We start from the raw sequence: 12,321 nt of genomic DNA, 5'->3' as shown, positions 1-12,321 counted from the left end.
TCGGGTGCCCGGCCTACTTGCTCGGCTGCGGAACCTCGCATTCGGTGACCCTCGGGTTCAGCCCGATGTAGTTCCCCGGTCCCGCCGCCGCCGTGACGGCGATCGTCGCCCAATCCGAGCACTCCCTCGGAAGCTTCGAGAAATAGTGCCGCTGACCTGCGGCGAGAAGCCCCACGGCCACCCACCCGAGCACGATCAGAACCAAGAGCTTCCCCCCGAGCCCGATCCCGGACTTCGCGGGTGGCGGCACACGCCCGCGCATAATCATCGTTCCTTCCCGGATTTCGGTGTAACTCAGTCTATTACGCGAGTACTACACCGCAGGTCGGACGCAGGTGAATAGCCGTCGACAGCTCTCGATCAGCGCGTTGTGGGTTTCGCGGGTTCGCGACGGGCGGCGGCGGGCGGGCACACACCGTGCCTGATGGCGTTCGCGGCGTGGATGCCGAGTGCGAATTCCTTCAATTTCTTCCACATGAATCCATGGTCGCGGGCTGCGAAGGTCACGAGAAGTGGCGTAGATGACGACTATCGCTAAGATTCAGACATGGGTTCGACAGTGTCGGTGCTGGCCTACGACGGGATGACGGCGTTCGAGGCCGGCATCGTCATCGAGGTGTTCGGCCTCGTGTGGCCCGACATCGATCAGCCCTGGTACGAGCTGAAGGTCTGCACCGAAACCCCCGACCCCATCCGGGTGATCGGCGGTGCGACCATGAGCAGCCCCTACGGTCTCGCCGACTTCGCCGCCGCCGACACGGTGGTGGTGCCGAGCGTCGCCGACCCGCGCGCCGCCACGTCACCGGAGTTGATCGCGGCTCTACGGCAGGCGCATCGCAACGGGGCACGCATCGTGTCGATCTGCTCGGGTGCTTTCGCGCTCGCGGCGGCCGGGCTGTTGGACGGTCGCCGGGCCACCACGCACTGGCGATACGCCGACCTGCTGCGTGAGCGGTATCCCGCTGTGGTCGTCGACGCCGAGCCGCTCTACACCGACGACGGCGACATCCTCACCAGCGCGGGCTGCGCGGCGGGCCTCGACCTGGCGCTGCACCTGGTGCGCACCGACATGGGCGCGTCCGTGGCGAACGCGGTCGCCCGCAGGCTGGTGATCCAGCCGCACCGCACCGGCGGGCAGGCACAGTACATCGAGTCCCCGATGCCGCCCGAACCCCTCGACGACCCGGTCGGGCGCAGCCTGGCCTGGGCCGCCGAACACCTCCACGAGCCGATCGGTGTCGCCGACCTCGCCCGGGTGGCGGGCCTGTCCCAGCGCACCTACCTGCGGCATTTCGTTCGGTCCGCCGGCACCACCCCGAGCAAATGGCTCACCGCCCAACGCATTCAGGCCGCCCTCGCGATGCTCGAAACCAGCGATGCCCCGGTGGAGGAGATCGCCACGGCTGTCGGCTTCGCCACCGCAGTCACCTTCCGCCACCACTTCGCCAAGGCCCTGCACACCTCCCCCTCGGCGTACCGCAGCACCTTCCGAACCGCACAAAGCAAAAGCCCCTCACCTGTCGGAACAGGTAAGGGGCTTGCTGGCGGTGGCGGAGGGATTTGAACTCTTTCCGCCCTCCTGGTCAGGGGGTCGATAACCGCTCTACCTGCGGAATTGCCTCACTGTGATTCACTCCGGATCAACCCGATTCAGCGCAGGTTGTGGGCAAAATGTGGGCACTCGGGTCGATCGACACCTACCGGCGAACCGCAGTGATTACCAGCCAGGCCGACGGCTGCCAGCATCCCGAGCACGCCGACAGCGACGACGGTATCCAGCATCGCTACTCCGTCGGCGGCTCGAGGCCGACCTCGAGATAGGCGTCGATCTCGCCCTGCCCGATCGGCAGGGTCCGACCGAGGATTCTCCCGGCGTCGCGACGGCCGCGCGTGATCTCCTCGGGGGCCACCTTCACTCGCACGAACTTCGGGCTGTCCTCGAGTGCGCCCACTACAGGCTCGCCCCGAGCCAGTGCGCGAACCCGAGCAGGCTCTCGGACTGGCGCCGCTGCGCCGCGGCGATCCCGTACACGGTCTCGCGCACTGCGGGATGGAGGCGGGTCTGCTGCGGTGCGGCAGCGCGTGCCTTGTTCAGAGCGGCCAGGGAGCGGTCCGGCTTGCCGCTCATCAACCAGGCGCGGGCGTTGTCCTGCCAGTGGTGCGCGACCCTGGTTCGTGGTGCGTCGGGACCGTAGGCAAGTCCGGCACCGTCGATCGCTGCGCGGTTCGGGTCACCGGCCTCGAGCTCGACGGCGTGCGCGTGGATGTCGACGTTGAGCGGCCCGAACGCGGTCATGTACAGATCGGTTTCGCCGGTGTGCGCGGCCAGCTCCCGCGCGGCGTCGATGTGGGAGGTGGCGCCGGGGTAGTCGAGCTGGCGCGCATCGTTGATCGCGCCGGCCAAATGCGAGTACCCGGCAAGGACCATGCCGGGACGGGTGTCGTCGGCCGCGGTGATCGCCTGGCCGATGAGCTGGGCAGCCACCTCGGATTCCCCGTAGTGGGTGAGGATGCGAGCCCGCGCCAGTGCCGAGAAGGCTTGGTAGTTCGGGTCGTCGCCGAGGGGCGCGTAGCTGTCGGCGAGATCGAGCGCGGGCAACGCCAACATCAGATGCCCGGTACGCCGCGCCGACCACTCGGCCAGGATGTAGGCCGACGCGAGCAGCGAATAGGCGTGCGCCTGCTCGTCGCCGCCGAGTACGCGCACCGCGCCGTGCAGGCGGCGGATCACACTGGGCAGTACCTCGATGGTCTGTCGAGTGCGGTCGCGTCGGTAGAAGTCCTGTGCGGCAGCGAGGTCGGCCTCGAGCTGTACCAGTCCACCCGGCTCTTCGGCGCGCGCGTAGCGGCCCTCGGCCAGCAGTATCGACAGCCCGTTGACAGCGTCGGCCAGCGGCTTGCCGTCGCTGTACGGTGCGCCGGTCATCTGCTCAGGAGTGACGTGCAGCGCGCGAGCGATCGTCGAAACGAAGCCAGGAGAGGCGAGCTCGCGCCCCTGCTCGACAGCCTTGATCATGCTCAAGCTGTACCCCGAGCGGGTCGCTAGTTGACGTTGGCTCAGACCAGCGATCTTCCGTTCCGATGCGATGGCCTGGCCTACATGCGTGCCCATGTACCCGAGCGTACGTGCAGGCGTTCGCTGTGTCTCGGGTTGTTTCTGTCCCTTTACTGTCCCTCCGCGCTCTTGCCTGCGGCGACTCTCATTGCAGGCCGCGGCGCCAGTTGACCATCGAGTCGCTGGCGCCGGGGCACCTCAACACGACAGCAGGGGCGACCATGTGGCAACAGACATCAGCCGTGCCGAAACAGCCGACCGTGTGGGACATCATGGCGCGATTGGCGCAGGAGGCCGAGCAGACCGGACAACCGTCGCCGGTGCTCGATCACTCCTTGCCGAGTGACCCGCTCACGCGCGAGATGGCACACCGCGTGTTGCAGCTGCACCGCACGTGCGACCGGGCGCGGTGCGCACGCAAGGCCGCGGGCTGGACTCTGCTCGTCGAGCTCGGCGACGTCGTTCCGAGCCCCGCGAATGGGTCACTGTGACCGAAAACGAGCAGCTTCGGCAGGAAGAGGAAGTCGTCATGACCGAGGGGGAATCGCGCACCCTGGGCGCACTTGTTGACGGCGCGCTCACCGCTGATGGCATCGCTAAGCGCACCCAGATGTCGAGCTCCCAGATTCGCGAGCACCTGCGGCATCTGGCCGCGATCGGGTTCGTCACCGGAACCACCGCAACCCCGCGCGTGTGGGGGATGACCGGCCGGGCGAAGGAATGGTCACGCCAGAGCGTCGGCCGATGCGCGCTCGGCATCCAGGCATGAAACCACCCGGGAGATCTGCATGGTGAAAGTGATCGTGATCGTCGGCGTCTGCCTGCTGCTGGTGTTCGTGACCTGGCTGATCTACCGCTCGATCTTCCCCCGCTGACCTGATCCATCCGGCTCTACCCGAGATCGCGAGAGGAGGTGACATGGACAAGATCGTGCCCCCGGGCCCCGACGGCAACGCCGGTAAGACCGAGATCGACGACGCGCCCCGGAAGACCCGGATCGACGGCGCCGACAGCTGGATCAAGCCGACCCAGCTGGACGCACGGAACAGCTGAGAGTTCGGATAGACGACGAAAAGCGCCCCGCCAGAATTGATCTGGCGGGGCGCTGTTGTATCAATACACGTTTGACACACAGCAACCACGGTGACGAGCACCGCAGTCGCGGTGATGGGCACCTCAACCGTGTCGATGAGCAACGTGGTTGCCCGGAAACTTTGCGGGATCCCGCACGGGCGCCGTTGAGAGTGAGTTCGGCTCACTCTCAAATCCCGAGGGGTCGGCTTGCCGTTTTTTGAGCGACCACAGGTCGACTCAGCGCTCGGCAGTCGCGATTTTCTGTGTACGGGTCTAGGCAACCGCGACGGTCCGAGAACGACCAGGATCGCGGCATATCGGCCGGGATCGGGCCAACCCCAGGGGGAGGGGGGAGGGGGAAAAACCCGGAGAGAGAGATCGACTGCCCAGCACGTGAGTCGCCCGTGGTGGATGAAAAAAAACGAACCGCACCCCCGATCGGTTCATCGGTGGTGCGGTTCGTGCGCGCTGGCAGGTCTTCGGCATGGCCCGCGGGCCAGGAAAGGAATCGCCTCGCTGCCATGGATTCCCTGTTGCCGCCGCGTGCTCATGCCGTTGGCGACCGCGGCGACGGGTGACTTTGACGCGCAGTCCGTGACGGCTCAGCTGTTGCTGACCGCTTCGCCTCGGGTGGTACCGCACCGTTGGGCGGCCCAACGCAGGACGGGGTCATTGAGCCAGGCGTCGAGGCTTGGGGTGGTGATGACTTTCGCCCCGGCATAGGAGGGGGACTCGACAAAGCTCAGGTGGTCGAGCCAGGCCTTGCGGACCCGGCGGGTCATGGTGCGCCGGTCGATTTCCACGCCGCCCGGATGAATCCCGAAACCGACACTCATCGACAACATATCTTCGGCAGCTAAAGCGAGCGTTTCATCTCCGAGCGAAGTTCGCGCGACTTTGATTCGTGCGATCAGTCCATGCTCGGCTTCGGTAAGACGAACCACTTTGCCCACGGTCCGGGTGCGGTCGTGGCCGCGATTGACTCGACACCGGCCGGGAGTGCGGTCCATTCCCGAGAATGCGCCACGGTCGAATATCTCCGTCCACATCTCGCCCTGATACTGCACGGCAGCGGGTTCGCCGTAGGGCACCGCGATCACATCGACGAGGCGGCTACCCGGAGTCTCGATTGCCCCAGCAGTGTCGCGCACCAGAATGCTCATCGCACATCCTCGGGTGCACGGACCAAACCACCGCCCTGCTCCCGTTGCTGGGCAGCGAGGGAGGCGAGACGGGCGCGTTGGGCCGAGGTCTCGGCCCTACGGTGCTCGTGGTCGGCGGCGGCGGACTCCGCGCGCCGCTGGCGCTGGCGTTCCTGTTGCTGGGCGCGCTCGGCGAACATGTGGCGGGCGTGGTCACGGGTGACGCACCGCTGTCCGATGTCGTTGTAGACGATGTGCTCGCCCAGTTCGCGGGCAAGGGAGTCGACGCTCGACCAGGGACCACGGACGCCGAACCCTTCGGCGAACAGGATGGCGACCGGGACAGGAGTATCTGTCACGGGGGGAACCACCAGTGGTTGCCGATCTTCATCGCCCCGAGACGTGCCGCCCGGCGTCGAACTGTCCGCGTACTGCATTGCTCCTCCTCGGCGATGTCGCTGCATGTCCTCCAGCCTTGCTGCTCCAGTGGCCCGGGGACAGCGCGGTGTCCGAGCGCGGCCATGTCCTGGCGTAGTCGCCGTTCGTGCTCGGCAAGCCAGCGCGGTATGCGTTGGCCGTCATTGTGGAGGCGCTGCAACTCCTTCACCGCGACGTAGTGCGCGACGCGGATGGTTTCGGCGTTCATGCCACACCCGTTTTCGGCCGGCCGGAGGTGCGGGGCACGCCTCGAGAGCGGCCCGCCCACACTCCGACCGCTCGGCCGCCCAGCTCGCGCGAGATGGTGTCGCAGGCGAGCTGCACCGGGCAGCCGCGGCAGATCCGTGCGGCGGATGCGAGACGGTAGGCGCGGTCGTCGTCGTGTTCGTCCGGAGCGGCGTCGACATCGAACAGCGGTGCTCGGCCGGTGCAGGCCGCGCCGTCGAGACGGTCGTCGGCGAGTTCGGCGGCGAGTTCGCTGATTGTGGGCCAGGCGCTCATACCGCATCCGGAGGTGGGACCAGCAACCGCTCCGGGTCGATGCGAGCGAGCAGGTACCGCAGATCCCGGGCGAAGGACCCGGCAACCTCCTCCGCGTCCGCCTGGTTGAAGTACGTTCCGTCGAGCTTGAGCACGATGTCGTAGGCGCCGGGCTGGACTTCCACGGAGTGAACGGAGAGCCAGTCTCGCCGATCGTTCAGGAAGTCGTCGGCGGTGATGTAGGCGCCACGCTCACCAAGCGGTTCGGTCATCGGGGTCTCCTCGCTGTTTCCGGGTGGTGAAAGTGGTGAAAGTGGTGAATTCGTCGGAGCAAGGGAGCACGGCTCGCGTAGACCCGCTCCCTTGCTCCCTTGCTCCCTTGCTCCCTTGAAACCCCTTGCGAACTGGAAGGGAGCAAGGGAGCACGCCACAGGTGTAGTACTCCGTTGCGCTCCCTTGCTCCCGCTCATCCGACTGCCTTCTTCCAGAACCACAAGTCGCCGTCCTTGTAGCTCGTGGCCTTGATGCGGGCCTTCGCACGCTTGGCCTTGTCGGCGGAGAAGCCCGCACCTACCGCCGCCTTGTAGACATCCGTCGACTGGACTGGGTTGTTGGCGAGCAGATCGCGAAGCCATTCGTCGACCTCGTCGTTGGCGGAACGTGAGTCCGACTCGGTGCGGCCGTTGTCGCGTAGGACGTCGCCGACTGTTCGGTCGGATGTCCCGACGATGACGAACCGGCCGACGTCGGCGGACTTGCCGGTGTCGGTGGTGACGGTGGCCGACTCGATTCGGTAGGTGAGGGCCAGGTCCTCCTCGCCGATCGAGTTCTTCTCCTGCGAGAGGATTCGATCGCCATCGTCGGAATCGGGATCCTTGGCGAAGCCGAACACCGACCGTGCGACTTCACCGAAGGCCGACGAACCGTTGATCCCGGCGACGACGTCGCCGTTGCCGGACTTGTTCAGGTGGGCGATACCGAGGACCACGCCGTCGATGTCCTCGGCCAGCTTCGACCATGGCTCGATCAGCGAGCGGACCTCGTTGTTGCGGTTGATGTCGGTCTTGGAGCCGATCGTCGACATCAGTGGATCGACGACGACGAGTTTCACCTCGTGCTGTTTCAGCTGGGCGGCCAGCTCCTCCATGTCGTGTGAGGACAGGAACCGGACCTGTTCGCCGATGATCTGCACCTTCGGCATGAACACGCGGCGTAGGTCCGCACCAGCGGCCCGCAGTCCTGGCTTCACCACATACTTCGCGGACTCCTCGGCGGCGATGTACGCGGTGTTCACCGGCTTGCCATACCAACAGCCCTCGAGCACGCCGTTACTCGCGGCCGCGGCGAACCATCGTCCGGCGGTCGACTTGCCAGCGCCAGGGCGACCGGCGAACAGGGCCAGCGCACCCACGGGTACCCGACCCTTTCCGCCGTAGCTCCATGCCCAGACCGGAACGTCGTCGCGCTCGGTGGCGAATGAGGAAAGGACCACAGACCGGGTCGCTGGGACCGTTCCCGGAACGGTCCCGGCACGTTCTGGGCCCGCGGGAACGTTCCGGGCTGGTTGCTCGAAGTCATCCGTGACCACCTCGAGTGCCGGGCGCTCCTGATCCTGGCGCAGCTCCTCGATCTGCTCCTGATACGCCAGGTCGCAGGAGAAGCACCCCCGCTTGTGAGTCGGCCGATGGACGTGGCAACTCCGGGGCGGCTCGGTCGCTACGGTCACTGTCCACCGCCGAGAGCTTCCTCGGCCTGGTCGCGCGACTCGACCAGTTTGGCGCGGAACTTGATGTGAGGCAGCGCCTGGTCAAGAACTTCCAGCAGCGGCGCGAGGATGTTTCGCGTCATCAACGACAACGCGCCCGCGGCCACGTACCCAAACGCGTCCGGGTCGAGGCGCTCGACCCACTCGCATGCGATGCGATCTGTCTCGGCGTCATCCCCCGCGACGGCAGCAAGTTGATACATGAGCCGGGTCGCGTCGCTCTCCATCCGGTCGCGGTCGACAACACCGCGCGGCAGGCCGTCGTCGCCGACGACCATAAACAGGTCAGGCATTACGGTCTCTCCTCTCGGCCGCCCGCTCCGGAGAGCGGGCGGCCTGCGTAGCTACGGGGTGGTGAAGACGGATCGAGCGAGCTGGATGGCCGAGAGCCACGCGGCCTCGGCGTCCGGCCAGGGCGCACGGTCCGCGCCCTCGAGGCGCTGGCGCGCGGCCTCGAGCTGGTCTCGCCGGACCCGTTCGCGGTCGGCGTCGGCCAGGGCACGGCGCAGACGGTTTGCGTCGGGAGCCTGTGTAGGTACCGGCCGATCGCCGCTCCACTTAGCCCACAACGCGCGCACGTCGGCTTCGGAGAAGATCGCGTGACCCAGGCTCGGGGCGATATGGCGGGTCATGCCTGCTCCGCCTCGGGGAGCGGGTCGTTGCACCCGGTGAGATCGGCGCAGGCATGGTCCACGTGCCCGGTCTCGGCATCGTGGCCGACAACCAAGGCATCAGCGCCCAGTCCACGGCCGCAGTAGACGCAGTGCACGGGCACGTCGTCCCGGCCGATCCTCGGGTCGAACTCCGCGGCCACATCGGACGCCGCCCGCCCCTGCTCATCGGCCATGGCGAGAACGTCCGCGACAGTCACCGGCAGGATTGCCACCCGCAGCGCCTCAAGGTTGTCGAGCTCGGCGATGAGTCGTTCCCATGCCTCGACAGGGTCCATCTCACGGATCTCGGCGTACACGGGCTCGAGCAGGCCGATCACGTTGAGGTGGCCGCCGTAGTTGCGACGCAGCCCGGCCATCCACCCCTCGATCGGCAATGCCAGCGGGTGAACGACGCCGAGGAAACTGGAGACCATGAGGATCAGGTGACGCACGCCACTGTTCTCGGCGGGGGTGGAGTTGGTATCGTCCATGCTGAAGTCCTGCTTCCTAACGGGGTGGCTGGATTCGTTGGCCCGGTGAGCTGTTCGAGCAGCTCCCGGGCCGCTTTCGTTCTGGGACATCAGGCAGCGCCCGGCTTCACAGTCCGCGAGTTCTCGTAGTCGGCGATATCCGACAGCCGGTAGAACACGCGCTTTCCGCCGACCTTCACGTAGGCCGGACCGCGGCCGAGGTAGCGCCACTGCGCGAGGACCGCCCTCGACGTTCCCCAGCGGGTAGCCAGCTCGTCCGGATTCAATAGATCACCCATGTTCGCCCATCCTTTGAAGTGTTTGCGCCATCTTTGATGCCACACACTTTAAGAGATACAGGATGAACGGTCTCTAATCAAGCATGATCTATCTGCGTCATGTTTGATGTGCCATGATTCAGTCATGGCAGGGAAGAAAAACGAACTTGGACCGACAGGCGAAACCGTCGCGACCAACGTGCAGAAGATCCGAACCAGGCTGAACCTCAGCTATGCGGAGCTCTCGCGCAGGCTCGAGGCTGTCGGCCGTCCGATCCCAGTTCTGGGCCTTGGGCGCATCGAGAAGGGCGAGCGGCGCGTCGACGTGGATGACCTGATGGCCCTGAGCATCGCGCTCGACGTCACGCCGGCCGCGCTATTGATGCCGGAGACGGCCCTCTCCGAGGACGTCGTCGAGCCGACCGGCAGCACCGTCGATGGCCTCACCGCCCGGGCTCTGTGGAACTTCCTCACCGCACGAAAGCCGTTGAGGGGAGGCAACGTCCGCGATATCGCCGAGTTCCACAGCCGCACCTATCCACGATGGGAGGAGCTCCAAGTGTTCATGGCCCCCTCGGTGACGTTCGAGGGTCCGGCCGATGGCGACGATTGAGCCGTACGACACCCAGTCAGGAAAGCGGTACCGCGTCCGCTACCGCAAGCCCGACGGCAAACAAACCGACAAGCGCGGATTCCGACGCAAGCTCGACGCCGAGAAGTTCGCCGCCACCGTCGAGGTTCAGAAGATGTCCGGCGAGTACGTCGCGCCGTCGCTCGGACGGGTGACCGTGGGCGAGCTGGCGCCGAAATGGCTACTCCGGAAGGAGGTCGACGTGGCACCGTCGAATTACCGGACGCTGGATTCCGCATGGCGCACGCACGTCGAACCACGTTGGGGCACAACACCTGTCGCCGATATAGAGCTCGACGCCGTCGAGACTTGGGTAGCCGATATGGGTCGTACGATCACGGACCCGCAGGACCCGGACAAGGTGATCCGGAAGGGCAGCGGCGCCACCACGATTGTCAGGGCCTATGGGGTGTTGGCGGGCATCTTGGATACCGCGGTGAAGTCGAAGCGGCTGCGGTCGAACCCCGCTCGAGGCGTCGAGAACCTGCCGAAAAAGACGGGCAAGCGGCACGTCTACCTAACGCGCGACGACGTGGCTCGGCTGGCCGATGAGGCGGGCAAGGACCGGCGCGCATTGGTGCTCACGCTGGCTTACTGCGGCATCCGCTGGGGCGAGCTGGTCGCGCTGCGGGTCAGTGACATCGACTTCCTGCGGCGTCGATTGTCCGTCGCAGACAACGCCGTACAGCTCGGCGTCGATCATGCCGTCGGGGAAACCAAGAGCCGCAAGGTTCGCCCGGTCCCGGTCCCGCAATTCGTCCTCGACGAACTGTCGGTGCAGTGCAAGGGCCGCGGCCGTGGGTCGCTCGTGTTCGGCGATGGCACCGACTACCTACCGCGGCCGAAGTCCTCGGGCGGATGGTTCGCGGGCGCGGTGAAGCGAGCGCAAGTGCAGGCGATTACCCCGCACGACTTGCGGCACACCTGCGCGTCATTGGCGATCTCGGCGAACGTGAACGTGCTGGTGCTCGCAAGGATGCTCGGCCACGCCGACGCCAGCGTCACGCTGCGGGTGTACGCGGACCTGTTCGACAGCGACCTCGACCGGGCGGCGTCCGCGATCCATGCCGCATACGCTCCGCCGGGGTGTGGGCAAAATGTGGGCACGGTATCCGATCCGGACCGCGACACGGCATAGAAAAAGCCCCCCACCTGCGTGAACAAGTGAGGGGCTCGTGGCGGTGGCGGAGGGATTTGAACCCTCGGACGGGGGTTACCCGTCACACGCTTTCGAGGCGTGCTCCTTAGGCCGCTCGGACACGCCACCGCCGACTACGGTACCGGATAGGGGGCTCGATCACTAAATCGGCTGGTCAGCGCTGGTTACGGAAGAAGGTGTCGAGAAGGGCGACGCACTCGGATTCGAGGATTCCGGCGCGTACCTGAGGGCGGTGGTTGAGGCGGCGGTCGCGGACTACGTCCCACAGGGAGCCGACGGCCCCGGTCTTGGGTTCCCAGGCGCCGAAGATCACCTTCTCGACGCGGGCGAGAACCAGCGCGCCCGCGCACATCGTGCACGGTTCCAAGGTGACGGCGAGGGTCGCGCCTTCGAGCCGCCAACCGTCGCCGTGGACGGCCGCGGCTTTTCGCAGGGCGAGGACTTCCGCGTGGGCGGTCGGGTCGCCGAGGGCTTCGCGGGCATTGGCCGCGCGGGCCAGCTCGCGGCCCTGCGCATCGAAGACGACGGCGCCGACCGGCACATCGCGCGGGTCGGCGTCGGCGGCGGCCGCGAGTGCGGCGCGCAGCATGTCCTCGTCGGTCACTTCTGCAGTTTGTCCAGCACCGCCGCGTATTCGTCGGCGAAACCGAGGCGCTCGGCGATCAGTTTCAGCTGTTCGTCGGGGTAGAGGTCGGTGTCGGCGAGGATCACGCTGAGCACCGGTTCGGGCAGACCGAGGTCGGCGAGTACGCCGAGGTCGCCCTCTTCCCACGGTTCGATGTCGTCGAGCTCGTCGGGGTCGATGTCGGGGATCTCGACATTGAGTGCGTCGAGGACGTCGGCGGCGATGTCGTAGTCGATCGCGGCGGTCGCGTCGGAGACGAGCAGCCGGGTGCCGCTCGGCGCGGGCCGCAGCACGATGAAGAACTCGTCGTCGACGTCGAGCAGCCCGAACACCGCACCGGAGCTGCGCAATGCCTTCAATTCGGTCTCGGCGGTGGAGAGGTCGACGAGGGCGTCGTGGCTGAGAGGACTGCACCGCCACGTACCTTCTTCGCGGACCACCGCCACGGCGAACCCTTCGACGTCGAAGTCGTCATCCGACGCCGCCCTGTTCGTGCCCGAGCGCTGTGCTGCCATGGACCAAACGGTAGTCTGTCCCGCCCGTAATGATGA

At 66.5% G+C, this 12,321-nt stretch carries 21 protein-coding genes and 1 tRNA gene; 6 read left to right on the top strand and 16 right to left on the bottom strand.

The features are described 5' to 3' along the window. Positions 1 to 13: 13 nt before the first annotated feature. A complete protein-coding gene (locus AB0I19_RS22565; protein WP_067494949.1) occupies positions 14 to 262 on the bottom strand; it encodes a hypothetical protein in 249 nt (82 codons plus the stop codon). 285 nt (positions 263 to 547) lie between these two features. Between AB0I19_RS22565 and AB0I19_RS22560 the strand changes: the two genes are divergently transcribed. Beyond that, positions 548 to 1,564: a helix-turn-helix domain-containing protein gene (locus AB0I19_RS22560; protein ID WP_357150887.1), complete on the top strand. Its 1,017-nt coding sequence runs from the start codon at positions 548 to 550 to the stop codon at positions 1,562 to 1,564. A gap of 220 nt (positions 1,565 to 1,784) precedes the next feature. On the opposite strand, the gene AB0I19_RS22555 is transcribed toward AB0I19_RS22560, so the two are convergent. Both AB0I19_RS22555 and AB0I19_RS22550 read right to left on the bottom strand, forming a co-directional pair. Then, the gene (locus tag AB0I19_RS22555) at positions 1,785 to 1,952 is read right to left on the bottom strand and encodes a hypothetical protein (protein ID WP_357150885.1); all 168 of its coding nucleotides are present in this window, start codon (positions 1,950 to 1,952) and stop codon (positions 1,785 to 1,787) included. After that, positions 1,952 to 3,112 carry a helix-turn-helix transcriptional regulator gene (locus tag AB0I19_RS22550; protein WP_357150883.1) on the bottom strand — a complete coding sequence of 387 codons (1,161 nt, stop codon included), beginning with the start codon at positions 3,110 to 3,112 and terminating at the stop codon, positions 1,952 to 1,954. Before AB0I19_RS22550 ends, AB0I19_RS22555 begins: the two co-directional genes overlap by 1 nt. A gap of 185 nt (positions 3,113 to 3,297) precedes the next feature. Here AB0I19_RS22550 and AB0I19_RS22545 point away from each other — a divergent pair, with 185 nt between their 5' ends. The 3 genes from AB0I19_RS22545 (at position 3,298) to AB0I19_RS22535 (ending at position 4,108) form a co-directional block, all read left to right on the top strand. Further along, on the top strand, positions 3,298 to 3,546 hold the full coding sequence (locus tag AB0I19_RS22545) for a hypothetical protein (RefSeq protein ID WP_357150881.1): 249 nt from the start codon (positions 3,298 to 3,300) through the stop codon (positions 3,544 to 3,546). Then, the gene (locus AB0I19_RS22540) at positions 3,543 to 3,824 is read left to right on the top strand and encodes a hypothetical protein (protein ID WP_357150879.1); all 282 of its coding nucleotides are present in this window, start codon (positions 3,543 to 3,545) and stop codon (positions 3,822 to 3,824) included. The genes AB0I19_RS22545 and AB0I19_RS22540 overlap by 4 nt, the downstream gene beginning before the upstream one ends. Positions 3,825 to 3,973: 149 nt before the next feature. Next, the gene (locus tag AB0I19_RS22535) at positions 3,974 to 4,108 is read left to right on the top strand and encodes a hypothetical protein (protein WP_357150877.1); all 135 of its coding nucleotides are present in this window, start codon (positions 3,974 to 3,976) and stop codon (positions 4,106 to 4,108) included. A 623-nt stretch (positions 4,109 to 4,731) separates the two neighbouring features. Here the strand turns inward: AB0I19_RS22535 and AB0I19_RS22530 are convergent. From AB0I19_RS22530 to AB0I19_RS22485, 10 genes are all read right to left on the bottom strand, one after another. Further along, positions 4,732 to 5,292, bottom strand: coding sequence for an HK97 family phage prohead protease (locus AB0I19_RS22530; RefSeq protein WP_357150875.1), 561 nt, complete (start codon positions 5,290 to 5,292; stop codon positions 4,732 to 4,734). Beyond that, on the bottom strand, positions 5,289 to 5,630 hold the full coding sequence (locus AB0I19_RS22525) for a hypothetical protein (RefSeq protein ID WP_357150873.1): 342 nt from the start codon (positions 5,628 to 5,630) through the stop codon (positions 5,289 to 5,291). Before AB0I19_RS22525 ends, AB0I19_RS22530 begins: the two co-directional genes overlap by 4 nt. Further along, positions 5,627 to 5,917: a hypothetical protein gene (locus tag AB0I19_RS22520; protein ID WP_357150871.1), complete on the bottom strand. Its 291-nt coding sequence runs from the start codon at positions 5,915 to 5,917 to the stop codon at positions 5,627 to 5,629. The genes AB0I19_RS22525 and AB0I19_RS22520 overlap by 4 nt, the downstream gene beginning before the upstream one ends. Beyond that, positions 5,914 to 6,210 (bottom strand): WhiB family transcriptional regulator, encoded by a 297-nt coding sequence (locus AB0I19_RS22515; protein ID WP_357150869.1) that lies wholly within the window; start codon positions 6,208 to 6,210, stop codon positions 5,914 to 5,916. The genes AB0I19_RS22520 and AB0I19_RS22515 overlap by 4 nt, the downstream gene beginning before the upstream one ends. Continuing rightward, on the bottom strand, positions 6,207 to 6,461 hold the full coding sequence (locus AB0I19_RS22510) for a hypothetical protein (RefSeq protein ID WP_357150867.1): 255 nt from the start codon (positions 6,459 to 6,461) through the stop codon (positions 6,207 to 6,209). Before AB0I19_RS22510 ends, AB0I19_RS22515 begins: the two co-directional genes overlap by 4 nt. A 194-nt stretch (positions 6,462 to 6,655) precedes the next feature. Then, positions 6,656 to 7,681, bottom strand: a complete 1,026-nt coding sequence (locus AB0I19_RS22505) for an AAA family ATPase (RefSeq protein ID WP_357150865.1) — start codon at positions 7,679 to 7,681, stop codon at positions 6,656 to 6,658. A gap of 230 nt (positions 7,682 to 7,911) precedes the next feature. Continuing rightward, positions 7,912 to 8,247, bottom strand: a complete 336-nt coding sequence (locus AB0I19_RS22500; protein WP_357150863.1) for a hypothetical protein — start codon at positions 8,245 to 8,247, stop codon at positions 7,912 to 7,914. Between the two features lie 51 nt (positions 8,248 to 8,298). Beyond that, positions 8,299 to 8,586, bottom strand: a complete 288-nt coding sequence (locus tag AB0I19_RS22495) for a hypothetical protein (protein WP_357150861.1) — start codon at positions 8,584 to 8,586, stop codon at positions 8,299 to 8,301. Beyond that, positions 8,583 to 9,098 carry a hypothetical protein gene (locus tag AB0I19_RS22490; RefSeq protein ID WP_357150859.1) on the bottom strand — a complete coding sequence of 172 codons (516 nt, stop codon included), beginning with the start codon at positions 9,096 to 9,098 and terminating at the stop codon, positions 8,583 to 8,585. Before AB0I19_RS22490 ends, AB0I19_RS22495 begins: the two co-directional genes overlap by 4 nt. A gap of 89 nt (positions 9,099 to 9,187) precedes the next feature. Beyond that, positions 9,188 to 9,376, bottom strand: coding sequence for a helix-turn-helix domain-containing protein (locus tag AB0I19_RS22485; RefSeq protein WP_357150857.1), 189 nt, complete (start codon positions 9,374 to 9,376; stop codon positions 9,188 to 9,190). A gap of 124 nt (positions 9,377 to 9,500) precedes the next feature. Between AB0I19_RS22485 and AB0I19_RS22480 the strand changes: the two genes are divergently transcribed. Further along, the gene (locus tag AB0I19_RS22480; RefSeq protein ID WP_357150855.1) at positions 9,501 to 9,968 is read left to right on the top strand and encodes a helix-turn-helix transcriptional regulator; all 468 of its coding nucleotides are present in this window, start codon (positions 9,501 to 9,503) and stop codon (positions 9,966 to 9,968) included. After that, complete coding sequence (locus AB0I19_RS22475; protein ID WP_357150853.1) at positions 9,955 to 11,124, top strand: tyrosine-type recombinase/integrase; 1,170 nt, start codon at positions 9,955 to 9,957, stop codon at positions 11,122 to 11,124. The genes AB0I19_RS22480 and AB0I19_RS22475 overlap by 14 nt, the downstream gene beginning before the upstream one ends. A 38-nt stretch (positions 11,125 to 11,162) precedes the next feature. Here AB0I19_RS22475 and AB0I19_RS22470 read toward each other — a convergent pair. The 3 genes from AB0I19_RS22470 to AB0I19_RS22460 all read right to left on the bottom strand — a co-directional run bounded on the left by AB0I19_RS22470 (position 11,163) and on the right by AB0I19_RS22460 (position 12,285). After that, positions 11,163 to 11,253: transfer RNA gene (locus AB0I19_RS22470), tRNA-Ser, on the bottom strand. 46 nt (positions 11,254 to 11,299) lie between these two features. After that, a complete protein-coding gene (locus tag AB0I19_RS22465; protein WP_084457211.1) occupies positions 11,300 to 11,734 on the bottom strand; it encodes a nucleoside deaminase in 435 nt (144 codons plus the stop codon). 11 nt (positions 11,735 to 11,745) lie between these two features. Next, complete coding sequence (locus tag AB0I19_RS22460; RefSeq protein ID WP_067494712.1) at positions 11,746 to 12,285, bottom strand: tRNA adenosine deaminase-associated protein; 540 nt, start codon at positions 12,283 to 12,285, stop codon at positions 11,746 to 11,748. Between the last annotated feature and the right edge of the window lie 36 nt (positions 12,286 to 12,321).

It is taken from the genome of Nocardia sp. NPDC050413 (assembly GCF_040655475.1).
Taxonomy (GTDB): domain Bacteria; phylum Actinomycetota; class Actinomycetes; order Mycobacteriales; family Mycobacteriaceae; genus Nocardia; species Nocardia coubleae.
This window is presented reverse-complemented; position numbering and strand designations above follow the sequence as displayed.

Bases quoted from the DNA above. Each gene is read 5' to 3' on its own strand.
- AB0I19_RS22565 (WP_067494949.1), bottom strand. From the start codon at position 262: ATGCGCGGGCGTGTGCCGCCACCCGCGAAGTCCGGGATCGGGCTCGGG.
- AB0I19_RS22510 (WP_357150867.1), bottom strand. From the start codon at position 6,461: ATGACCGAACCGCTTGGTGAGCGTGGCGCCTACATCACCGCCGACGAC.
- AB0I19_RS22465 (WP_084457211.1), bottom strand. From the start codon at position 11,734: ATGCTGCGCGCCGCACTCGCGGCCGCCGCCGACGCCGACCCGCGCGAT.
- AB0I19_RS22495 (WP_357150861.1), bottom strand. From the start codon at position 8,586: ATGACCCGCCATATCGCCCCGAGCCTGGGTCACGCGATCTTCTCCGAA.
- AB0I19_RS22460 (WP_067494712.1), bottom strand. From the start codon at position 12,285: ATGGCAGCACAGCGCTCGGGCACGAACAGGGCGGCGTCGGATGACGAC.
- AB0I19_RS22490 (WP_357150859.1), bottom strand. From the start codon at position 9,098: ATGGACGATACCAACTCCACCCCCGCCGAGAACAGTGGCGTGCGTCAC.
- AB0I19_RS22520 (WP_357150871.1), bottom strand. From the start codon at position 5,917: ATGAACGCCGAAACCATCCGCGTCGCGCACTACGTCGCGGTGAAGGAG.
- AB0I19_RS22500 (WP_357150863.1), bottom strand. From the start codon at position 8,247: ATGCCTGACCTGTTTATGGTCGTCGGCGACGACGGCCTGCCGCGCGGT.
- AB0I19_RS22535 (WP_357150877.1), top strand. From the start codon at position 3,974: ATGGACAAGATCGTGCCCCCGGGCCCCGACGGCAACGCCGGTAAGACC.
- AB0I19_RS22475 (WP_357150853.1), top strand. From the start codon at position 9,955: ATGGCGACGATTGAGCCGTACGACACCCAGTCAGGAAAGCGGTACCGC.
- AB0I19_RS22485 (WP_357150857.1), bottom strand. From the start codon at position 9,376: ATGGGTGATCTATTGAATCCGGACGAGCTGGCTACCCGCTGGGGAACG.
- AB0I19_RS22480 (WP_357150855.1), top strand. From the start codon at position 9,501: ATGGCAGGGAAGAAAAACGAACTTGGACCGACAGGCGAAACCGTCGCG.
- AB0I19_RS22550 (WP_357150883.1), bottom strand. From the start codon at position 3,112: ATGGGCACGCATGTAGGCCAGGCCATCGCATCGGAACGGAAGATCGCT.
- AB0I19_RS22560 (WP_357150887.1), top strand. From the start codon at position 548: ATGGGTTCGACAGTGTCGGTGCTGGCCTACGACGGGATGACGGCGTTC.
- AB0I19_RS22515 (WP_357150869.1), bottom strand. From the start codon at position 6,210: ATGAGCGCCTGGCCCACAATCAGCGAACTCGCCGCCGAACTCGCCGAC.
- AB0I19_RS22530 (WP_357150875.1), bottom strand. From the start codon at position 5,292: ATGAGCATTCTGGTGCGCGACACTGCTGGGGCAATCGAGACTCCGGGT.